The following is a 20,744-nucleotide window of genomic DNA, read 5'->3' as shown; positions in this document are numbered from 1 at the left end:
CCGCCGATGACCCGCTACCGCGACTTCCACCGCCGTTCGATCGACAATCCCGAGGCATTCTGGCGCGACGAGGCGCGGCGCATCCATTGGGAAACGCCGTTCGACACCGTGCTGGACCGCTCGAACCCGCCGTTTGCGCGCTGGTTTGTCGGCGGACGCACGAACCTGTGCCATAACGCGGTGGACCGGCATCTCGTGGAGCGCGCGCAGCAAAACGCGCTCGTGTATGTGTCGACGGAAACCGGCATCGAGCGCCGCTATACGTACGCCGAGCTGTACGCGGAAATCAACCGCATGGCCGCGGTCATGCGCTCGCTCGGCGTGAAGCGCGGCGACGTGGTGCTGCTCTATCTGCCGATGATCCCCGAGGCGCTGTTCGCGATGCTCGCCTGCGCGCGGCTCGGCGCGATTCACTCGGTCGTGTTCGGCGGCTTCGCGGCGCCGAATCTGGCGGCACGCATCGACGACGCAAAGCCGGTGCTGATCGTGACCGCCGACGCTGGCGCGCGCGGCGGCAGGGTGATCGACTACACGCCGCTCGTCGACGAGGCGCTCGCCCGGGCGAGCCACAAGACGCCGCGCGTGCTGCTGATCGACCGGCAACTCGCGCCGGAGCGCCTGAACGCGAACTATCTGGTCGACTACGAACCGCTGCGTGAAAAGTTCTTCGACGCGCACGTGCCCTGCGAATGGCTCGAATCGAACGAGCCGTCTTATGTGCTGTACACCTCGGGCACGACCGGCAAGCCGAAGGGCGTGCAGCGCGACGTGGGCGGCTACGCGGTGGCGCTGGCGGCGTCGATGGAACACATCTTCGAAGGCAAGGCCGGCGACACGATGTTCACCGCGTCGGACGTCGGCTGGGTGGTGGGCCACAGCTATATCGTCTACGCGCCGTTGCTCGCGGGATTGACGACCGTGATGTACGAAGGCACGCCGATTCGCCCGGACGGCGGCATCTGGTGGCGCCTCGTCGAGCAGCACAAGATCAACCTCATGTTCACCGCGCCGACCGCGCTGCGCGTGCTGAAAAAGCAGGACCCGGCGCTGCTGAAACAGGCCGATCTGTCGAGCCTGCGCACGCTGTTTCTGGCCGGCGAGCCGCTCGACGAACCGACCGCCTCGTGGATCGCGGGCGCGCTCGGCAAGCCGGTGATCGACAACTATTGGCAAACCGAAACCGGCTGGCCGATGCTCGCGATTCCGCGCGGCGTCGAGGCGCTGCCGACCAAGCTCGGCTCACCGGGCGTGCCGTCGGCCGGCTTCAGTCTGACCTTGCGCAACGAGCTGACGGGCGAACCGTGCCCGCCCGGCGAGAAAGGCGTGTTGACGCTCGACTATCCGCTGCCGCCGGGCTGCATGTCGACGGTATGGGGCGACGACAAGCGCTTTGTCAGCACGTACTGGTCGAGCGTGCCGAACCAGCAGGTGTATTCGACCTTCGACTGGGGCATTCAGGACGAAGACGGCTACGTGACGATCCTCGGCCGCACGGACGATGTGATCAACGTCGCGGGCCACCGGCTCGGTACGCGCGAAATCGAGGAAGCGCTGTCGAGCCATCCGGCCGTCGCGGAAGTTGCCGTGGTCGGCGTGACGGACGCGGTGAAGGGGCAGGCGGCGATGGCCTTCGTGGTGTTGCGCGACGCGCAGGCTTACGCCGACGCGGGCACGCGCACGAAGCTGGAAGCCGAACTGACGACGACGGTGGACCGGCAACTCGGCGCGATCGCAAGGCCGTCGCGCGTGGTGATCGTGTCGATGCTGCCCAAGACGCGCTCCGGCAAGCTGCTGCGCCGGGCCATCGCGGCGCTCGCGGAGGGACGCGAGCCGGGCGAGCTGCCGACCATCGAAGATCCGGCGGCGCTGCAACAGGTGCGTGAGGGGTTGAAAGGCTAGGAGTTTGTGGCCGAGCGGGTGGGGTTGCCCCAATCACGCCTCGCCGCGCGCCTTCAGAAAGCGCGTCAGGATCGCATTCGAATACGTGCCGGCGATCTCCGTGAGAAACGAGACGAACGATGCCGGCGCGTGGTCGTCGGCGGTATCGGAGATGGTCCGCACGACCGCGCACGGCACGCCGTACTCGTGACAGACCTGCGCGATCGCCGCGCCTTCCATCTCGACGGCGAGCGCGTCAGGCAACGCGTCGCGCAACGCGCGTACGCCCGCCGCGCTGGCGACGAACTGATCGCCGCTGACAATCAGCCCTCGATGCACGCGCGCCTCGCGCGTGCCGAAACGCGCGGCCGACGCCGCGCCTTCGTCCGCAATGAAACGCTCACAGGCTTGCGCGAGTTGCGCGGCGAGCGCCGCGTCCGCTGCGAAGCGCGACATGCCGAGGAGCGGCACCTCGAAGCGCGGAAAGAGCGGCGACGCATCGAGATCGTGCTGCAACAGCGCATTCGCCACGACGATGTCGCCGACCCGCACCTGTTCGCCGACACCGCCGGCGACGCCGGTGAAGACGACGGCCTCGACATCGAATGCATGAATCAGCGCGCTGACCGTGGCCGCCGCCGCGACTTTGCCGACGCGCGCCAGCGTCACGACGCACGGCACGCCGTGCACGGTGCCGACGTGATAATCGCGCCGGCCGTGGATCACGGTACGCACGCCGGATTCCGCGCGCATCCCCTCGATCAGGTCGCCGAGTTCCTGCGGCAAGGCCGCGAGCACGCCGAGCGGGCGCCGCGCAAGGTGCGTAACCTGTGCATTAGCCCCTTGCGGATCGTCCAGCGGACCGCCAGCCTGCGCCGTGCGCTCGCCGCCGTCGACGCCGCTCACTCAACCGCCTGCAATTTGGCGACCGCCAGCGCGAGCCATTTCTCGCCGTGGCGCTTGAATTTGACCTGCGCCTTCGCGTCGGTGCCGCCGCCTTCGAGCGCGGTGATCGTGCCTTCGCCGAACTTCGTGTGGAACACCTGCTGGCCGACGCGAAAACCGGCTTCCGCCGCGCGCTGTTCATTGGCGAAAGCGGGCAAGGGCGCTGCCGCCGTCGATGCGCCGCCGCCATAGCCCTGCTGACGGTCGGGCCGCGCGAACCAGTCGCGCCCATAGCCCGCGTTGTCGGAGCGGCCGCCCCAGCGCGCGCCCGCCTCGACCTTCGGCGTGAGCCACTTGAGCGTTTCCTGCGGCAATTCGTCGAAGAAACGCGAGCGGATGTTGTAGCGCGTCTGGCCGTGCAGCATCCGGCTTTGCGCAAACGACAGATACAGGCGCTCTTTCGCGCGCGTGATCGCGACGTACATCAGGCGGCGCTCTTCTTCGAGACCGTCCGACTCCATCGCGCTGTTCTCATGCGGGAACAGCCCCTCTTCGAGTCCGGTGATGAACACGGCGGTAAATTCCAGACCCTTCGCCGCGTGCACGGTCATTAGTTGCACGGCTTCCTGGCCGGCCTGCGCCTGGTTGTCGCCGGCTTCGAGCGACGCATGCGACAGAAAGCCCGCGAGCGGCGTCATCGTGTCGGGGTTTTGCGCGGGGTCGGCAATGCCGGGCGCGTCGAGCACGACGACGTTGGGGTCGTCGGTGGCGACGGCCAGTTCCGGCGCGGCCGTCGCGCCTGGGCGCAGCGGAATGGAGCGCGCCGGCGTGTTCATGCCGTAGCCCTCTTCGCTGACGAACGCCGCGGCGGCGTTGACCAGTTCCTGCAAGTTCTCCAGCCGGTCCTGGCCTTCGCGCTCGTTCTGGTAAAAGTCGGCGAGGCCGCTTGCGCGCACCACGTATTCGACGGTGTCCGGCAAGCTCATCTGCTGCGTTTCCGCGCGCATCTTGCCGATCAGGTTCGCGAACGCCGCGAGGCTCGAGCCCGCCTTGCCGGCGACATACGGAATCGCCGCGGCCATCGAGCAGTTATAGAGCCGCGCGGCGTCCGCTAGTTGTTCGATCGAGCGCGCGCCGATGCCGCGCGTCGGAAAATTGACGACGCGCGCGAACGCGGTGTCGTCATTCGGATTGTCGATCAGGCGCAGATAGGCGAGCGCGTGCTTGACTTCCTGGCGCTCGAAAAAGCGCAAACCGCCATACACGCGATACGCGATGCCCGCATTCACCAGCGTGTGCTCGATCGTGCGCGACTGCGCGTTGCTGCGATAAAGCACCGCGACTTCGCTGCGCGACGTGCCCGTGTTGATGAGCGCCTTGATTTCCTCGACGATCCAGCCGGCTTCCTGCGTGTCGGTCGCGGCCTCGTAGACGCGCACCGGCTCGCCGTGACCGGCGTCGGTGCGGAGATTCTTGCCGAGGCGCCGCGAATTATTCGCGATCAACTGGTTGGCCGCGTCGAGAATATGGCCGTGCGAGCGGTAATTCTGTTCGAGCTTGATCAGATGCCGGACGTTGAACTCCTGTTCGAAGTCGCGCATGTTGCCGACGTTCGCACCGCGGAAAGCGTAGATCGACTGGTCGTCGTCGCCGACCGCGAAGATCGAATTCGTCTGGCCCGCGAGCAGCTTCAGCCACGCGTATTGCAGCTTGTTGGTGTCCTGAAACTCGTCGACGAGAATGTGTCTGAAGCGCGCCTGATAGTGCGCGCGCAGCGGCGCGTTGTGCGCCAGCAGTTCGTAGCAGCGCAGCAGTAGCTCCGGAAAATCGACGACGCCTTCGCGCTGGCACTGCTGGTCGTAGGCTTCGTAGAGCTCGACGAATTTGCGGTTGAAGTTGTCGGTGGCGTCGACGTCTTTCGGGCGCAGCCCTTGTTCCTTCGCGTTGTTGATGAAGTACTGGAGATTCTTCGCCGGGTACTTTTCATCGTCGATGTTGAGGCCCTTCATCAGGCGCTTGATCGCGGACAGTTGGTCCGCGGTATCGAGAATCTGGAACGTGGCCGGCAGCGCGGCGTCGCGATGATGCGCGCGCAGCATGCGGTTGCACAGGCCGTGAAAGGTGCCGATCCACATGCCGCGCGTGTCGATGGGTAACAGCGCCGACAGACGCGACATCATTTCGCGCGCGGCCTTGTTCGTGAACGTCACGGCAAGGATGGTCGCCGGCGACGCGAGGCCGTGCTGGATGAGCCACGCAATGCGCGTGATGAGCACGCGCGTTTTGCCGCTGCCTGCGCCGGCGAGAATCAGCGCGGGCTCGTTCGGGAGCGTGACGGCGGCGTGTTGTTCGGGGTTGAGATTGGCTAGCAGATCGGGCATTTTTTCGGAGGGACGGCGGGGTGTTCGTCATTATATGCCCCGACGCTCGCTTGCTTTTTTTGCCTCGTGAGCACCGTTTGGCGCGTTGGGTTTTACGTTGCCGGAGCCGACGCGCGGCCAGCATGCTTCCCGGTCGACAACGGGCAAGCGCCTCGTCCGGCCCGCCGCGGCAAAAAAGAAAAGGCGCCGCAGCGCCTTTTCGTCACAAGTCCGACCGAAAGCCCTCACGCCTTCGCGCGCTTGCCTTCCACATGCGGCAGGAACACCGTCAGCACGCCGAGCAACGGCAGGAACGAGCAGACTTTGTACACATACGTGATGCTCGTCGCGTCGGCGAGTTCGCCGAGTACCGCGGCGCCGATGCCGCCGAGGCCAAACGCGAAGCCGAAGAAGAGGCCCGCCACCATGCCCACCTTGCCCGGAATCAGTTCCTGCGCATAGACGAGGATCGCCGAGAACGCCGAGGCCAGCACCACGCCGATGATCACCGTCAGCACGCCCGTCCAGAACAGGTTCGCATACGGCAGCAGCAGCGTGAACGGCGCGACGCCGAGAATCGACACCCAGATCACATATTTGCGGCCGATCCTGTCGCCGATCGGACCGCCGATCACGGTCCCCGCGGCCACGGCCGCGAGGAACACGAACAGATGAATCTGCGCGGCCTGCACCGGCAGATGGAACCGGTCGATCAGATAGAACGTGAAATAGCTGTTGATGCTCGCGAGGTAGAAGTACTTCGAGAACACCAGCAGGATCAGCACGCTCATCGCGAACATGACCTGGTTGCGCGAGAGCGTTGCGTGAGCGGTCTGGCTGCGCGCCTTTTTCACGGATGGATGCTGCTTGTACCAGCGGCCGATCTGCGTCAGCACGACCATTGCGACGAGCGCCGCCACCGAAAACCATGCGATGCTGCGCTGTCCGTGCGGAATCACGATCAGCGCGGCCAGCAGCGGCCCGAGCGACGATCCCGCGTTGCCGCCCACCTGGAACAGCGACTGCGCGAGCCCGTGACGGCCGCCCGAGGCCATCCGCGCGACCCGCGACGATTCGGGATGAAACACCGACGACCCGCAGCCGACCAGCGCCGCGGCCACCAGCAGCACGCCGAAACTCGTCGCCATCGACATCAGCAGCAGGCCGGCGAGCGTGAAGCCCATGCCGACGGGCAGCGAGTACGGCTTCGGATGTTTGTCCGTATAGATGCCGACGAGCGGCTGAAGCAGCGACGCGGTGATCTGATAAGTCAGCGTGATCAGGCCGATCTGTCCGAACGACAGCGAGAAGTTGTCCTTCAGCATCGGGTAGATGGCGAGGATCAACGACTGGATCATGTCGTTGAGCAGATGCGAGAAGCTGATCGCGCCGAGCACGGAATAGACCGTGCGCTGAACCTTGGCGGCCGGCTGCGCGGCTGAAGATGCGGCAGCCGACGCGGCTGAGGCTGAGGCATTGGCGGCGCTGCCGGTTTGGGCTGACGCGACGGCAAGTGCGCGTTTATCGAGGCTGGTTTCCATACGCTTCAAAGAAAGGGAAAGGAAGGGGCAATCCGGCTGGCGGCGCGTCGCGATTCCTGGTCTGCGTCGTTGCGGCATAACGACGCGAATTCGCGCGTGCTCAGCTATTTGTCGCAGTTTAATGTGGCTCGACCGAAATGTAAGGACAAGTTTTGTCGCGAATCGGACACGGTCATGCGGGCCTCGCGCATCGCTGTAAATCAGAACGGGCGGATTTTTGGCCGTGTATAAAACTGGCGCGGCGCGCGCCCACGAAGCGGCGCGTCGAGGACCGGGCGAATCACGGTCGGCATCGGGCAAACCGCGCTAAAGATCGCGGCCGCTGATGCCGTAGACCCGGAGAGAGAAAAAGCAATGCCGGAACAGACCTTTGCGGCAGGTTTAAACGTGGGGACGGGGAATATGAAAGCAGGTTCAGCAGTGTCAGCAGTTCCGCTGGGCAGCCGGAAGAGCGCGGGGTTCGTTCCGGACACGGAGGCGACCGGCCGGTCGCCGTCGCGGGGAAAGGGTGGCGGGTCGCGAGTCGTGCGGCTCAAGGGGCTGTCGGTCAAGGCGATGTTGCGCGCCGCGTTCGCGGTGCTGCTGGTCGGCACGCTGGCAATCGGCGTGTTTTCGCTCACGCAGATCAGCCGCCTGAACGCGTCCGCGCAATCCATCTACGATCAGGGCCACGTCGCGAGCCGCGCCGCCGAGGAAGCGCGCGGCCATATGCTGCGTGCAAGCCGCGCGCAAAAAATGCTGCTGACGGCGACCACCGCGAAAGAGCGCGACGAACTGGGCGCCGACATCGACAAGGGCTTGAACGGCCTCGCCGCCGAACTCGCCACGCTGCAGCAGTACGTCGACAAATCCGACGCGCAGGCCGTCGAGCATCAGAAGAAATTCGCCGCCGGCGTCGCGACGTGGAGCGCGCATTTGCGTGACTTCGTGACGCTCGTGAAAGCGCAGCCGCTCGACCTTTCGCAGATGAACTGGCAGGTCGGCACGCAGGACGTGTCGCTGCTCGTCGAAACCGGCAAGCTCGAAAAACTCGTCGATCAACTCGTGGCGGAACGCGGCACGGCCGCGAAGGCGACCATCGACGCGTCCGGCTTCATTTATCACTCGTCGTTCGTGATGCTCGCGGTGATGACGGTCGGGCTGATCGTGCTCGCCGCGTTCGTCAGCGAGTGGGTGGTGCGCCGCCTCGCCCGCCAGTTGGGCGGCGAACCGGCCTACGCGAAAGAGATCGCGAGCCGGATCGCGGCGGGCGATCTGTCGAACCAGATCAAGCTCGGACGTAAGGACAAGTCGAGCGTGCTGTACGCGCTCTCCGACATGCAAAGCGGGCTCGCGACCACGGTATCGGATATTGCGTCGAGCGCGGACGCGATTGCGACCGCCTCGGGCGAAAATTTCGATGGGCAACCTCGATCTGTCGCAACGCACCGAGCAGCAGGCGATGGCGCTCGAGCGCACGGCGAGCAGCATGGAGCAGTTGACGTCGACGGTTCGCCAGAACGCCGACAACGCGAAGCAGGCGAGCACGCTCGCCAATAACGCGTCGGAGATCGCGGAGAAGGGCGGTGAAGTGGTGAGCCGCGTCGTCGCGACGATGAACGAGATCAACGACAGCGCGCGCAGCATCGGCGACATCATCGGCGTGATCGAGGGCATCGCGTTTCAGACCAATATTCTCGCGCTGAACGCGGCCGTCGAGGCGGCGCGCGCGGGCGAGGAAGGGCGCGGCTTTTCGGTGGTCGCCGCCGAGGTGCGCAACCTCGCGCAGCGCAGCGCCGCCGCCGCGAAGGAGATCAAAGGCTTGATCAGCACGTCGGTCGAGCGTGTCAGCAACGGCTCGACGCTCGCGCAGGACGCCGGCCAGACGATGGACGAAGTGGTCAAGGCCGTGAAGCGCGTCACCGACATCATGGGCGAGATCTCGGCGGCTTCGTCGGAGCAGAGCGCCGGCATTGAGGAAATCAACCTCGCCGTCGCGCAAATGGACTCGGGCACGCAGCAGAACGCGGCGCTGGTCGAGCAGGCGACCGCGGCGGCCCGCTCGCTCGACGATCAGGCGCACGGCCTCAAGCAGATGGTCGGCAAGTTCCGCTTGTAGAGCTTGTATAGCTTGCAGAGCTTGTAGCGGCGCCGCTCAGCTCTGCTTGACGACCACCGTGCAGGTAATGCCCGCCGCCAGCACGACACCGTCGGGCACCGAGTCGATCTTCACCCGCACCGGCACGCGCTGCGCGAGCCGCACCCAGTTGAAGGTCGGGTTGACGTCGGCGAGCAGTTCGCGGCTTTGCGGATTGTCGCGGTCGTAAATGCCGCGCGAGATGCTCTCGACGTGGCCTTGCAGCGTGCCGCCGCTCATCAGCCGGACTTCGGCCTTGTCGCCGATATGCAGGTGCGGCAGCTTGGTTTCCTCGAAGTAGCCATAGACCCAGAACGAGTGGCTGTCGACGATCGCGAGCTTCGCCGCGCCGGCCGTCGCGTAGTCGCCGCGAAACACGTTCAGGTTCGTCACGTAGCCGTCGACGGGCGACACGACGCGCGTGCGGGCGAGATTGAGCTTCGCGGCGTCGAGCGCGGCGAGTGCCTGCTGATAGGCGGCCTCGGCGGCCGATGCCGTATGCGCCGCATTTTCCTGGCTCTCCTTCGACACCACGAGCGAATCCATATCCGCGCGACGCCGCGCGTCGTCGCGCTTCATCTGCAATTCGGCCTTGCGCGCGGCCACCGCGGCCTGCGCCTGCTCGACGGCGATCTCGTAGTGCGACGGGTCGATCTGCATCAGCAAATCGCCTTTCCTCACCAGTTGATTGTCCTTGACCGGCAACTCGACGACGGCGCCCGACACGTCCGGCGCGACATTGACGATCTCGGCGCGCACGCGTCCGTCGCGCGTCCACGGTTCGTCCATGTAATGAACCCACAGCACGCGCCCCAGCAGGATCGCGACGATAAAAACAATGGCTGTCGCGACGAAGCCAACAAGATTTCGGATGGTCATGTTTCGACTCGGATCAACGATAAACGGCAAGGCCGAGCACGCCGCATACGCAGACGAGCAGGCTGGCCCGGAACAGGGACGGATGCCACACCACGCGATAAACGCCCGTATAGGCGATCACGCGATCCAGCACCCAGGTAAGCGCCGCGCCCGCGACGAACAGCAGCACGATCGTGGGCACATAGGCGTCGAAAACGGCAATGTCACGCGGCATGTGAGACTCCTTTGGGTGCGTCTTCCGGCGCGTGTGCTCGCGCGCCCGTCCACGGTTCGAGCGGCGACTGCGGATCGAGCAGCGCGGTACGAATGAAATGCAACTGGCTCAGAATGCGTTGCAGCCGATGGCGCTCGTCGCGCGGCGGGGCGAACGCCAACGCCGTAAGTAACGCCTGCATGGCGTCGATGGCTTCGCTGGTCGCTTTTAGCGCGCGTTCGAAGCGATCGCTGCGCGGCCGTTCGAAGAGGGCGGTCAGCGCGTCGCACATCGCGCGCAGTGCAATGCGCCACGGCGTCGCTTTCGCGTAGCGCGCATCGGCCGGCAGCGCGGCCACTTCGCGGCGCAGATCGATCACCGCGTTGCCGATTTCGAGCACCGAGAACAGCCAGCGCAACGTGTCGCGCCGCGCCGCCGGATCGTTCTGCGCGAGCGCGTTGATCTGAAACATCAGGTCGCGCGCGCCGCTCTCGAAGTGCGAGCGCACGCGGCTCAGGTGCGCGCGGCTCGCGAGCACGACCTGGCGGCGCAGATCGGCGAGCAGCCGGTTGCGCAGCCACGGCGTGGACGGCGGCAGCAACACGGCGAACGCCACCGACGACACCAGCATCGACAGCACGAGCGCCATCGCGTCGTTGATAAAGCTCGTCGGGTCGTAATGCATCACGTTGTCCGGGCCGGCGAGAAAGCAGAAGAAGATGCAATAGCCGACGCCGTAGCCGGCGAGCGCGGGCCGCGTCGTCATGAATACGCCGAGCAGCAGGAACGGCGCGAGCGCCGCGCACAGCAGCGGGAAGCCGTCGATGCGCGGAAACACGCCGTACACCGCGAGCATGCCCATCACCGAGGCCGCGAGCGTCCCGCCGGCCATCTGGAACACGGTGCGTTTCGGGTCCGGCGACGACGACGCGAGCGCGCACACGGCCGCCGCGTTGAGCGTGAGCGTCGAGCCGCTCGGCCATGCGGTGGCGATCCAGAAGGCGCCGAGCGCCATCATCACGAGCGCCGCGCGCAGGCCGGCGACGCCCGCCGCGATTGCGTTCGTCTTCGGCTCGTAGCGCTCGACCCAGCGCTCGCGCGCGTGGGTGTCGACGGCCAGCGACGCGTACGTGGCCGCGTACGCATGCAGGTCGTCGATGAAGCGGTACAGCAGTTCGGCGCCCGTGTCGAAGTCGAGCAGCGGCGCGTCGGGATGCGTTTCGAGCGCGGCGCGCGTCGCGCGCACGCGGCGCGGCAACTCGGCCTTGTACGCTTCGAGTTGCGCGGCGGCATGCGCGGCGTCGGCGGCGCTTCGCACCGGCTCGCCGGACTTCGCGAACAAGGGCGCGATCTCCTTGAAGTACGGCTCCAGCGCGTCGATGGCGATCACGGCGCCATGCGTGCCGGCGTTGCGCAGCCGGTTCATCAACTGATGCAGCGCGTGAAAGCGCGTCGACGCGGTCATGAACTCGCTGTTCAGGCGCGCGAGACGGCCGGCGCGCATCCGCGAATCCGGGCCTTCGAACACGGCGACGCTGCGCGCCGCCTCGAAGCCGACGATGTCCGCGACGAAGCGCGCATTGGTCGCCTCGATCTGCGCGCGGTCGATGCGCCCGGCCAGCGACGCCGACACATAGTCGACGAACGAGGAGAACCGCGCCCGCACCGCGCCGCGCATCTGCAAGCCGGCGAATTGCGGGAACACGAGGCCGCTGACCGCGCCCGCGCAGACGATGCCGAGCACGACTTCCGCGACGCGCGTGAGCGCGGCGAGAAACGCGCCGTCCGGATGCTGCGAGGCGGGGATGCCGATCAGCGCGGCCGTGTAGCCGGCGAGCACGAATCCGTACGACCGGAAATTGCGGTTGCGCGCGGCGCCGGCGGTGCAGATGCCGACCCAGATCGCGGTCGTCGCGATAAAGAGCTCCGGCTGCTGTGCGAAAAGTCCGATCAGCGCGAGCATCACGACGAGGCCGACGAGCGTGCCGCAGATCCGGTAGAAGCTCTTCGCGAACACCATCCCGCTTTGCGGCTGCATCACGATGAAGACGGTGGTCATCGCGGTGCGCGGCTGCGGCAGGTCGAGCTTCATCGCGATGCCGAGCGCGAGGAAGCACGCGGCCAGCGCCTTGAAGAGATAGATCCACGTGAGGCCGTCGGTGCGGGCCCAGTCGGCGGCGGCGCGCGACCAGGCAGCGAGTGACGGCGCGCGCGAGGCGGAAGCGGGGGAGGTTGACATGGCGGGCTTCCTTAGTCGGCTGCGGCGTGGGGCGCGGGGCTTGTTGCTGGGCGCGGTCCCGGGCCTGCCGCCTCGGGCGCAGCGGTTCCGTTCGAGGCGGCAGCGGAGTTGCCGACACTGCCCTCGGCGCCGCCCTTGCCCTTGCCATGCCCCGCCAGCGTTTCGTTCGCCGCCGGCCCGTTCGCCGGCTCGTCGAGGCCGCCGCCCAGCGCGGTAACCAGCGACGCATGCGCGCCGAGCCGCTCCGCGTGGACTTTTGCGACGCCTTCCTGCGCGCGCAGCAACTGGTTTTGCGCCGTCAGCACGTTCAGATAGTCGGTGAGACCGCGCCGATAACCTTCGCGCGCCAGTTCGTAGTTCTTGCGCGCGGCGGCCACCGAGCGCTCGGCGTCCTGCGCCTGCGTCGTCAGCGAGCGGATGCGGATCACCTGATCGGAGACGTCTTTGAGCGCGCCGACGATCGACTGGTTGTAGTTCTCCACCGCCTCGTCGTAACCGGCGGAAGCCGCGCCCAGTTCCGAGCGCAGCCGGCCGCCGTCGAAGATCGGCAGCGACAGCGCCGGACCGGCGCTCCAGCTATGCGACGGATTCTTCAGGAACTGGAAGAGCGGCCCCATCGCCGCATAGCCGCCGATCGACGCGAGCAGATCGATGTCCGGATAAAACCCGGCCTTCGCGACGTCGATGCCGCGCGCCTGCGCCGCCACCGTCCAGCGCGCGGCGACGATGTCCGGCCGATGGCCGATCAGTTCCGCGGGCAGCGCACTCGGCAAGCCCGCGGGCGCGGCAAGCGAGAGCTTCGGCCGCTGGATCGAGTCGCCCGCGCCGGGGCCTTTGCCTGCGAGCGCCGCCAGTTGATTGCGGCCGAGCGCGATCCTTTCCTCGAGCGCATCGATTTGCCGCTCGTATTCCGGCAGCGGCGTTTGCGCCTGGCTCGCTTCGAGCTGCGTGCCGATGCCGCCCTTCAGACGCCGGTTCGCCAGGTCGGCGATTTGCTGCTGTTGCTGCAAGGTGGCGCGGGCGATGTCGAGCAGCGCGTAATCGAGCGACATGCCGATGTACGTGCGCACCACGTTGGCTTGCAGTTCGAGTTGCGCGGCGCGGGCATCGGCGGCGCGCGCGTGGGCGGCGTCGAGGGCGCGCTCGGCGGCGTTGCGGTCCTTGCCCCACAGATCGAGGTGATAGGAGAGCGCGAGCGTGCCGGTGTTGTTCCACGATTGCTCGCCGGCGAGCGGACCCGGACCGTAGTACAGGTTGTCGGCCCACTTCTGGCGCTTGATCGACAGATCGCCGTTCACCTGGGGAGCCAGCGCCGAACGGGCGACGCCCGCCATCGACATCGCTTCGCGCACGCGCGCCTGCGCCGCGGCGAGGCTCGGATTGTTCGCCTGCGCGGCCTCGATCCACGCGTCCAGTTGCGGATCGCCATAGACGCGCCACCAGTCGGCGGCGGGCCACTGGGCGTCGGCGTCGGCCGCGCGGATCGCGTTGCCCGCGTCGAGCGAGGCCGGGTCGGTACGGCTCGCCTGCGGGGCGATGCCTCCGGTACTTGCACAGCCGGCAATTGTTAATAGGATCGTAAGAGCCGCGGCTGCGGCGATCCTCGTGGCGACCGGAGACTGCACGATTTCCTCCAGAAATGACTATAGAAGCTACCGCGCAATTATATTTTTCGATCGATTGGGGAATAACCGGTAAAGATGCAAGGGATTTTTACGGGAATTGTGATAATCGCCTTTGCATTGCGTGTAACAATCGACGGGTTGGCTTGGATGCTGGATAAGGATCAGGTATGGATACGCTTCAAAACATGCGCGTATTTGTCCGCGTCGTCGAGGCGGGCAGTTTCACGGGTGCCGCGCAGCACCTCAATACGACGACCGCGTACGCGTCGCGCGCGGTGTCGGATCTGGAAGCGCATCTGCGCACGCGCCTGTTGAACCGCACCACGCGCCGTATCGCACTCACCGAGGCGGGCGAGCGCTATTTGCAGCGCTGCGAGCAGATTCTCGCGTATGTCGATCAGGCGGAAGCCGAGGCGAGCGACGCGCACGCGCGTCCGTCCGGCAAACTGAAGGTTCACGCGATGACGAGCTTCGGCCAGCACTACGTCGTGCCGGCCGTGGGCCGCTATCAGCAACGCTACCCGGAAGTGCATGTCGAGCTCACGCTCGCGCAGCGCATGCCCGATCTGCTCGACGAAGGTTTCGACGTGTCGCTGACGCTCGCCACGGGTCTGCCGGATTCGGGACTGGTGTCGCAGCGGCTGGGCAGCGCGTTCAGCATCGTGTGCGCGTCGCCGGCTTATCTGGAGAAGCACGGCGTGCCGCAAACGCCGTCCGATCTCGCGAGCCACGCCTGCCTGCAAATGGTCACGCCGGTGTTTCCGCCCGACAAATGGACCTTCGACGGCCCCAACGGCGAGGAAACCATCGCGCTCGGGCCGGCCACGTTTCAGGTGAACGTCGCGGAGGCGATGGCCGTCGCGGTGACGAGCGGCATGGGCATCGGCCTGATTCCGATTTACTCGGCGATCAGCGGCCTGCGCAAAGGCGACCTGGTGCGGCTCCTGCCCGACTACACCTCGCAGGAGATGAACCTGTACGCGTTGTATCCGTCGCGCCAGTATCTGGACGCGAAGATCCGCACGTGGATCGAGCATCTGCGCGACGAGCTGCCGGCGACGCTCGCGGTCGACGAAGCGGAGTTGCGGCAGTTCGCTCGGACCTGAGCCGGCGAGCGGTTTCGGCTCGTCCGGTTGGGTGACGGGCGGTTGAATCGGCGCGCTGTTACATCGGCGCCGCGCCGCAACATTTCCTTACTTCCGCGCGCGAATCGATTTGCTACCGTGTGGTTAATGCGCGGCGCGTCAAACCGGCGCGTTGTTGTCGCCGCCACGTTCGGCAATCGCAATCACCGAAGGACGAGGATTTCATGGATACGCATCTGATGATCGGCGTGGCCGTCATGTTTGGACTGATCGGCATTGCCGCATCTCGCGACCTGCTGCGCCGCCTGCGTCAGCAGCAGCCGCAACTTGCGCCGATCAGGATCGAGCGTCCCGAAGCCGGCAAGCAGCGGAGCGGGCGGTAGTCGTTTGGGCTTGCGGCGGGGCGCGTCTGCGGTTTGAGGCCGCAGCGCCGCCGCGCTAGATCTCGACGACCTTATCCCACGCGAACTGCGGATTTTCCCACTGCCTGCTGCGCCGCTCGAAATAGCCCCGCGGATTGCACACCACGCGCGTGCCGTTCACCGTGTAGTCGAACGACGTATGCGTGTGCCCATGAATCCATAGCGTGACGGGCGCCCGCACGAGTTCCGGCAAATGGTTGACGAAGCCCGCGGACACGCGGTCTTCCGCGTAACGCTCGGCGAGACTCAAACGATGCGGCGCGTGATGCGTGACCACGACCGTCTGCCCGGCAAACGGTTTCGCCAGTTCGTTCTCGAGCCAGGCGCGCGCCTGGCGATGCAGCGCGAGCGCGTCGCCGGGCGTGAAGTCGCGCGCGTCGTCCTCGGCGCGGTTTTCCAGCCCGTGCGGCCAGTTGATCTGAATCGGCCCGCGAAAGTCGAGCATCGCGCGCCGCGACGCCTCCATCGATTCTTCCAGCGCCGCGCTGTCCGCGCCGAACAGCGCAAAATCCGTCCATAACGTCGTGCCGAGCACGCGCCAGCGTCCCTGCGGATCGACGAGTGCGGCGTTGTTCAGCACGTACACGTTGTCGACCTGCGCAGCCGCGTCGTACAACGCGGTTTCGAGCGCGCCGAACTCGCCGTCGTAGTACTCGTGATTGCCCGGCACGTAGATCACCGGCGTCGCGCCGTCGAAGGTCTGCGCGGCCCAGCGCGGGCCCGCCGCGTGATTGTGAATGTCCCCGGCCAGCACGATCAGATCCGCTTCTGCGTGCGGAATCAGTTCAGGCTCGTCGTTCTCGAGATGCAGATCGGACAGCACGCGAATTTTCACGAAGAGGGCTCCTGCGAGTGGCTGGGTTGCATCCGGTTTCAACCGGTTGCTTCACGCTTTTAGCGTAGCACTTTGCCCGGGTTCATCAGGTTCAGCGGATCGAGCGCGTGTTTGACCGCGCGCATCATCTGGACCTCGACGTCCTGCTTGTAGTGCATCGCTTCATCAATTTTCAACTGCCCGAGCCCATGTTCCGCGCTGATGCTGCCGCGATGCCGATGCACGCTGTCGTACACGATACCGTTGATCGGGCTCTGGAATTGCGCGAGGAACGCCTTCGCGTCGACACCCTCCGGCGCCTGCACGTTGTAATGCAGATTGCCGTCGCCGAGATGGCCGAACGTCACCATGCGCGCGCCGGGCGCGGCCTGCGCGATCGCGGCATCGGTTTCCTCGATGAAATGGCCGATGCGCGAGATCGGCACCGCAATGTCGTGCTTGATGTTCAGACCTTCCTCGGCCTGCGCGAGCGGAATATGTTCGCGCAGGTTCCAGAACGCGCGCGATTGCGCGAGGCTTTCCGCGACCACCGCGTCCTGCACCACGCCGTCTTCGAGCGCCGTTTCCATCAGACGCTCGAACAGTGCGCGCGCGTGCTCCTCGCTTTCGCTGTCGGACAATTCGAGCAGCACGATTTGCGCGTGCGGTTCGGCAAACGGATAGCGCATCTGCTCGAAGTGCCGGCCGACTAGCCGCAGGCAGAAGTCCGACATCAGTTCGAAGCCCGTGAGCAACGGCCCGGCGATGCGTTGCGCGAGCGACAGAAAGTCGAGCGCCGCATGCGGCGACGCGAGCGCAGCGAGCGCCGTGACGCGCGCGGCCGGCTGCGGATGCAGCTTCAACACCGCAGCGGTGATGATGCCGAGCGTGCCTTCCGCGCCGATGAACAGATCGCGCAGATCGTAGCCGGTGTTGTCCTTGCGCAGCCCGCGCAGACCGTCCCACAGTTCGCCTTGCGGCGTGACGACTTCGAGGCCGAGACAGAGTTCGCGCGTGTTGCCGTAGCGCAGAACGCCGGTGCCGCCCGCGTTGGTCGCGAGATTGCCGCCGATCGTGCAACTGCCTTCGGCGGCAAGACTCAGCGGGAACAGACGGCCGGCTTCTTCCGCGCGTTCTTGCACTTCCGCGAGAATCACGCCGGCTTCGACGGTCATGGTGTTGTTGTGCGGGTCGATTTCGCGCACGCGGTTCAAGCGCCGCAAGCTGACGACCGCCTGCGCGCCGCTCGCATCGGGCGTGGCGCCGCCTGCAAGACCGGTGTTGCCGCCTTGCGGCACGAGCGGGACGCCATGTTCGACGGCGAGCTTCACGAGCGCCGCGACTTCGGCGGGCGTCGCCGGGGACAGCACCGCGCAGGCCGCGCCGGTGTAGCGGCGGCGCCAGTCGGTGAGGTAGGGCGCGGTGTCGTGCGCATCGGTCAGCACATGGGCGGCGCCGATGGCGTCGCGGCAGGCAGTGAGGAAAGCGGATTGGGTCATGTTGGTTGGGTGCGGGATTGGGCGGCGGATGCTGAGGCGCAAGTCGAGCGTATTACGTTCAGACGTCCGCGTTTTCCGGATGTTCGCGGGGCGGCTTCGCGGCGCCGTTCGATACCTTTTCCGCTGCCGTTTTTTTCGCCTCTCGTGCCGCATCTTTCGCCGCCGTTTTTGCCGCGCGTTTGAACGGCGCGACATACGCGAGCGTACAGACGAAAAAGAGCACGCTAAGCATCGCTTCCAGCCAGCCGAAGCCCGCGCTCAAGCCACGCTCGCTCCAGCCGCGCACGACGCCCTCGGTAAAGTAAAGCAGGATCAGCATCGACGCCCATTGCATCGTATAGACACGCCGCCGCCACACGCCCGGCAGCGCGAGCAGCAGAGGCACGGCCTTCATCACGAGCGCCGAACCGCCCGGGCGCAGCGGCGCGAGCCACGCTTCCCAGGCAATCGACAACGCGATCAGCGTGACGAGCGAAGCCGTCGCGCCGAGCGCGGCGTGCAGGTTTGGCGACGGCGGCAGCGTGCGATTCACGGTCTTTCGCTCATGGATGCCGCCGTGCGCGCGACACGTGCGCCGAGCGCGACGGCGAGCGTTTTCTCGTCGGCGGAAATGCCTTGTGCGGCGCTGCCCGCGCGCGCGAAATGCGACGCGCCGTAGGGCGTGCCGCCGCTTTGCGTTGTGCTCAATGCGCTCTCCGTGTACGGGATGCCGACGATCAGCATGCCGTGATGGAGCAGCGGCAGCATCATGGACAACAGCGTGGACTCCTGGCCGCCGTGCAGACTGCCGGTGGACGTGAACACGCAGGCCGGCTTGCCCGACAGCGCGCCCGACAGCCACTGCGGCGTGGTGCCGTCGAGAAAGTATTTCAGCGATGCGGCCATGTTGCCGAAACGCGTGGGCGAGCCGAGCGCGAGACCGGCGCATTCCTCGAGGTCGCGCAGTTCGGCGTACGGCGGTCCTTCGGCGGGAATGTCGGGCTGCGTCGCCTCGCAGACGGTGGAAACCGCCGGCACGGTGCGCACGCGCGCCTGCATGCCGGGGACGCTGTCGACGCCGTGCGCGATCGCCAGCGCAAGCTCGCGCGTGGCGCCGTGACGGCTGTAATAGAGCACGAGAATGTCTTTCATAAGCCTCATCAGTGAACGGGTATTATAGGGCTTGGGTCCGCTCTAGAGGCCGTTCCCAGCCATTCATAGCCATTCGGCCAGGGCTCGAGTAAGGCGCGTCGAGGGTGCTCTCAGAATGCTTTAAGAGTGCTTTGAGAGTTCGCTGAAGGTTCGGCCGGGTGGTCCTGAAACACAGTCAGACAAAGCAAGGAGGCAGGTTTGTTGTCCAGGGTGCGTTTCGACCTCGATACGCTCAAGCGGCTCGCGCAGTTCGCCGCGAAGCGCAGCAGCGAAGACCGCATTGCGCAGGTGGCCGGCAGCCTCACGTTCACCACGATGCTCGCGCTGGTGCCGCTCGCCACCGTCGCGTTCGCGCTCTTCACGGCGTTTCCGCTGTTCAGTTCGTTCCAGGAGTCGCTGCAGTTTTTCCTCGCCGACCACCTGATGCCCGCGCAACTGAACAGCCAGATCTTCAAGTATCTGAATCAGTTCGCGTCGAAGGCGAAGGGCTTGACGACCATCGGCATGGTGCTGCTGTTTCTCACGGGCGTCATGACCATGATGACGATCGAATCCGCGTTCAACGTGATCTGGCGCGTGCGCAAGGCGCGGCCTATCGCGCAGCGCATCCTCGTGTACTGGGCGATCATTACGCTGGGTCCGATTCTGATTGGCGTGAGCCTTTCGATCTCGTCGTATCTGTTCACGCAGTCCATGACGTTCAGCGCGGCCCAGCGCATGACGCCGGTGATCGAATTCGCGCTCGCGGGCGCCGCGTTGCCGCTGACGGCGCTCGCCTTCACGATTCTCTATGTCTATCTGCCGAACTGCCGTGTGGAGTGGCGCGATGCGGTGATCGGCGGCGTCACGGCGGCTATTGCGTTCGAACTCGCCAAGCGCGGCTTCGGCTATTACGTGCGTCGCATGCCGACCTATACCGCGGTGTACGGCGCATTCTCGGCGGTGCCGCTTTTCCTGCTGTGGATGTACCTCTGCTGGTTCATCACGCTGGCGGGCGCGATGATCGCGTCGGCGTTGCCGGCCATTCGCATCGGCCAGTTTCATCGACCGACTTTCGAGGGCAGCAATCTGTTCGATGCGCTGGAATTGCTCGCGCGGCTTTGCGAAGCGCGCGATGCCGGCAAGCGCGGCTACACGGTGACAGAGCTTTCGCGGATGCTTCGCCGCGATATGGACACGACGGTCAATCTGCTGCAAAAGCTCGAACAGATCGAATGGATCGCGCAGTTGCAGGAAGACGCGTCGCGCCCGCACTTCCTGCTGCTGGCCAATCCCGCGCAGATCACGGTGCAGCAGCTATACGACCTGTTCGTCATGGATCGCGCTGAGCTGGAGTATCAGCTTCAACTCGCGTCGACTCGTGTGGACGGCGCCACGCTGCTCGCGGCGCTCGAGAACGACAAACTGCGGGTGACGCTCGCGACGCTGCTCGCCGTGCGTGCCGCGGCGCGCGCGGCGGCCGCGGAAGAGAACGAGCGCGGCACGTCGTCGATGCCGCATCAGGCGGCCTAGCGCTCAGAATGCAGCGAGGCGGCGGTTCCAGCGCCGCCCGCTCGCTCGCGCTACAACGAAATCTTGCCGACGCAGATGTCCTTGAACATCACCCAGTCGCCCATCAGGCTGTAGAGCGGGTGGCGAAACGTTGCGGGCCGATTCTTCTCGAAGAAAAAATGGCCGACCCAGGCAAAGCCGTATCCGCAGACGACGGCCGCGGGCAGCCACAGCCAGTCGCCGGTGGCGAGCGCCATCGCGAGGCAGCCGATCACGCCGAGCGAGCCCACGAAATGCAGCCGCCGCGAGACCAGGTTGCGATGCTCGCTCAGGTAGTACGGGTAAAACTCCGCGAAGTTCGCGAAGTGATCGGTATGCGCGGTATGAGCCATAACGGCCTCCGGATGGCTACGCGTTGCGAATCATCGCCTGTTGTTGCGAACTGCGTTTTCTCGACGCGCCGACGGCGCGCGAAATGACAGGCTCGATTCATTGTCCGGCTATCGCGTGCCTGGCGCAACCTGGCCATTCGGACGATGGCGAAGGCGCTTCGGGGCGGTTATCGTGGGTGCGTGAATTGGCTGGC

16 protein-coding genes and 1 pseudogene are annotated in these 20,744 nt (G+C 65.9%); 5 read left to right on the top strand and 12 right to left on the bottom strand.

What is annotated here, in order from left to right; all coding sequences use genetic code 11:
- Window positions 1-6: 6 nt before the first annotated feature.
- Complete coding sequence (locus ABIE53_RS14445) at window positions 7-1,899, top strand: propionate--CoA ligase (RefSeq protein WP_114156303.1); 1,893 nt, start codon at window positions 7-9, stop codon at window positions 1,897-1,899.
- Window positions 1,900-1,932: 33 nt separating this feature from the next.
- On the opposite strand, the gene ABIE53_RS14440 is transcribed toward ABIE53_RS14445, so the two are convergent.
- The 3 genes from ABIE53_RS14440 to ABIE53_RS14430 form a co-directional block, all read right to left on the bottom strand.
- Window positions 1,933-2,736 (bottom strand): 5'-methylthioadenosine/adenosylhomocysteine nucleosidase, encoded by an 804-nt coding sequence (locus ABIE53_RS14440; RefSeq protein WP_114156725.1) that lies wholly within the window; start codon window positions 2,734-2,736, stop codon window positions 1,933-1,935.
- 44 nt (window positions 2,737-2,780) lie between these two features.
- Window positions 2,781-5,144, bottom strand: coding sequence for a UvrD-helicase domain-containing protein (locus ABIE53_RS14435; RefSeq protein WP_114156302.1), 2,364 nt, complete (start codon window positions 5,142-5,144; stop codon window positions 2,781-2,783).
- Between the two features lie 224 nt (window positions 5,145-5,368).
- Window positions 5,369-6,664 carry an MFS transporter gene (locus ABIE53_RS14430; RefSeq protein WP_114156301.1) on the bottom strand — a complete coding sequence of 432 codons (1,296 nt, stop codon included), beginning with the start codon at window positions 6,662-6,664 and terminating at the stop codon, window positions 5,369-5,371.
- Between the two features lie 420 nt (window positions 6,665-7,084).
- Here ABIE53_RS14430 and ABIE53_RS14425 point away from each other — a divergent pair.
- Window positions 7,085-8,762: pseudogene (locus ABIE53_RS14425) on the top strand (methyl-accepting chemotaxis protein).
- A gap of 36 nt (window positions 8,763-8,798) precedes the next feature.
- Here the strand turns inward: ABIE53_RS14425 and ABIE53_RS14420 are convergent.
- From ABIE53_RS14420 to ABIE53_RS14405, 4 genes are read right to left on the bottom strand one after another with little or no spacing between them, the layout of a single operon-like run.
- Window positions 8,799-9,659 carry an efflux RND transporter periplasmic adaptor subunit gene (locus ABIE53_RS14420; RefSeq protein ID WP_006052410.1) on the bottom strand — a complete coding sequence of 287 codons (861 nt, stop codon included), beginning with the start codon at window positions 9,657-9,659 and terminating at the stop codon, window positions 8,799-8,801.
- Between the two features lie 13 nt (window positions 9,660-9,672).
- The gene (locus tag ABIE53_RS14415) at window positions 9,673-9,873 is read right to left on the bottom strand and encodes a DUF1656 domain-containing protein (protein ID WP_114156299.1); all 201 of its coding nucleotides are present in this window, start codon (window positions 9,871-9,873) and stop codon (window positions 9,673-9,675) included.
- A complete protein-coding gene (locus ABIE53_RS14410) occupies window positions 9,863-12,091 on the bottom strand; it encodes an FUSC family protein (protein WP_114156298.1) in 2,229 nt (742 codons plus the stop codon). The genes ABIE53_RS14415 and ABIE53_RS14410 overlap by 11 nt, the downstream gene beginning before the upstream one ends.
- Before the next feature lie 11 nt (window positions 12,092-12,102).
- The gene (locus ABIE53_RS14405) at window positions 12,103-13,716 is read right to left on the bottom strand and encodes an efflux transporter outer membrane subunit (protein WP_114156297.1); all 1,614 of its coding nucleotides are present in this window, start codon (window positions 13,714-13,716) and stop codon (window positions 12,103-12,105) included.
- A 167-nt stretch (window positions 13,717-13,883) separates the two neighbouring features.
- Here ABIE53_RS14405 and ABIE53_RS14400 point away from each other — a divergent pair, with 167 nt between their 5' ends.
- The gene (locus ABIE53_RS14400; RefSeq protein WP_006052414.1) at window positions 13,884-14,822 is read left to right on the top strand and encodes a LysR family transcriptional regulator; all 939 of its coding nucleotides are present in this window, start codon (window positions 13,884-13,886) and stop codon (window positions 14,820-14,822) included.
- 203 nt (window positions 14,823-15,025) lie between these two features.
- Window positions 15,026-15,184 (top strand): hypothetical protein, encoded by a 159-nt coding sequence (locus ABIE53_RS14395; protein ID WP_006052415.1) that lies wholly within the window; start codon window positions 15,026-15,028, stop codon window positions 15,182-15,184.
- A gap of 55 nt (window positions 15,185-15,239) precedes the next feature.
- Here ABIE53_RS14395 and ABIE53_RS14390 read toward each other — a convergent pair whose 3' ends face one another.
- The 4 genes from ABIE53_RS14390 to wrbA are packed head-to-tail and all read right to left on the bottom strand — an operon-like array spanning window position 15,240 to window position 18,667.
- The gene (locus ABIE53_RS14390) at window positions 15,240-16,058 is read right to left on the bottom strand and encodes a metallophosphoesterase (RefSeq protein ID WP_029967659.1); all 819 of its coding nucleotides are present in this window, start codon (window positions 16,056-16,058) and stop codon (window positions 15,240-15,242) included.
- 59 nt (window positions 16,059-16,117) lie between these two features.
- Window positions 16,118-17,536, bottom strand: coding sequence for an FAD-binding oxidoreductase (locus ABIE53_RS14385; RefSeq protein WP_114156296.1), 1,419 nt, complete (start codon window positions 17,534-17,536; stop codon window positions 16,118-16,120).
- Between the two features lie 58 nt (window positions 17,537-17,594).
- A complete protein-coding gene (locus ABIE53_RS14380; RefSeq protein WP_192698840.1) occupies window positions 17,595-18,068 on the bottom strand; it encodes a DUF2069 domain-containing protein in 474 nt (157 codons plus the stop codon).
- Window positions 18,065-18,667, bottom strand: a complete 603-nt coding sequence (wrbA, locus tag ABIE53_RS14375) for an NAD(P)H:quinone oxidoreductase (RefSeq protein WP_006052419.1) — start codon at window positions 18,665-18,667, stop codon at window positions 18,065-18,067. Before wrbA ends, ABIE53_RS14380 begins: the two co-directional genes overlap by 4 nt.
- Before the next feature lie 198 nt (window positions 18,668-18,865).
- Between wrbA and ABIE53_RS14370 the strand changes: the two genes are divergently transcribed.
- Window positions 18,866-20,179, top strand: coding sequence for a YihY family inner membrane protein (locus tag ABIE53_RS14370; RefSeq protein ID WP_081652996.1), 1,314 nt, complete (start codon window positions 18,866-18,868; stop codon window positions 20,177-20,179).
- A 50-nt stretch (window positions 20,180-20,229) separates the two neighbouring features.
- Here ABIE53_RS14370 and ABIE53_RS14365 read toward each other — a convergent pair whose 3' ends face one another.
- Window positions 20,230-20,550 carry an Mpo1-like protein gene (locus ABIE53_RS14365; protein WP_025600584.1) on the bottom strand — a complete coding sequence of 107 codons (321 nt, stop codon included), beginning with the start codon at window positions 20,548-20,550 and terminating at the stop codon, window positions 20,230-20,232.
- Window positions 20,551-20,744 lie beyond the last annotated feature (194 nt).

Origin of the sequence: Paraburkholderia sp. OAS925, from assembly GCF_040543975.1 — a bacterium.
GTDB lineage: Bacteria > Pseudomonadota > Gammaproteobacteria > Burkholderiales > Burkholderiaceae > Paraburkholderia > Paraburkholderia graminis.
The sequence above is the reverse complement of the archived record's forward strand: the minus strand, read 5'-3'. Positions and strand labels throughout refer to the sequence as shown.

Bases quoted from the DNA above. Each gene is read 5' to 3' on its own strand.
- ABIE53_RS14400 (WP_006052414.1), top strand. From the start codon at position 13,884: ATGGATACGCTTCAAAACATGCGCGTATTTGTCCGCGTCGTCGAGGCG.
- ABIE53_RS14415 (WP_114156299.1), bottom strand. From the start codon at position 9,873: ATGCCGCGTGACATTGCCGTTTTCGACGCCTATGTGCCCACGATCGTG.
- ABIE53_RS14410 (WP_114156298.1), bottom strand. From the start codon at position 12,091: ATGTCAACCTCCCCCGCTTCCGCCTCGCGCGCGCCGTCACTCGCTGCC.
- ABIE53_RS14365 (WP_025600584.1), bottom strand. From the start codon at position 20,550: ATGGCTCATACCGCGCATACCGATCACTTCGCGAACTTCGCGGAGTTT.
- ABIE53_RS14445 (WP_114156303.1), top strand. From the start codon at position 7: ATGACCCGCTACCGCGACTTCCACCGCCGTTCGATCGACAATCCCGAG.
- ABIE53_RS14385 (WP_114156296.1), bottom strand. From the start codon at position 17,536: ATGACCCAATCCGCTTTCCTCACTGCCTGCCGCGACGCCATCGGCGCC.
- ABIE53_RS14430 (WP_114156301.1), bottom strand. From the start codon at position 6,664: ATGGAAACCAGCCTCGATAAACGCGCACTTGCCGTCGCGTCAGCCCAA.
- ABIE53_RS14395 (WP_006052415.1), top strand. From the start codon at position 15,026: ATGGATACGCATCTGATGATCGGCGTGGCCGTCATGTTTGGACTGATC.
- ABIE53_RS14435 (WP_114156302.1), bottom strand. From the start codon at position 5,144: ATGCCCGATCTGCTAGCCAATCTCAACCCCGAACAACACGCCGCCGTC.
- ABIE53_RS14420 (WP_006052410.1), bottom strand. From the start codon at position 9,659: ATGACCATCCGAAATCTTGTTGGCTTCGTCGCGACAGCCATTGTTTTT.
- wrbA (WP_006052419.1), bottom strand. From the start codon at position 18,667: ATGAAAGACATTCTCGTGCTCTATTACAGCCGTCACGGCGCCACGCGC.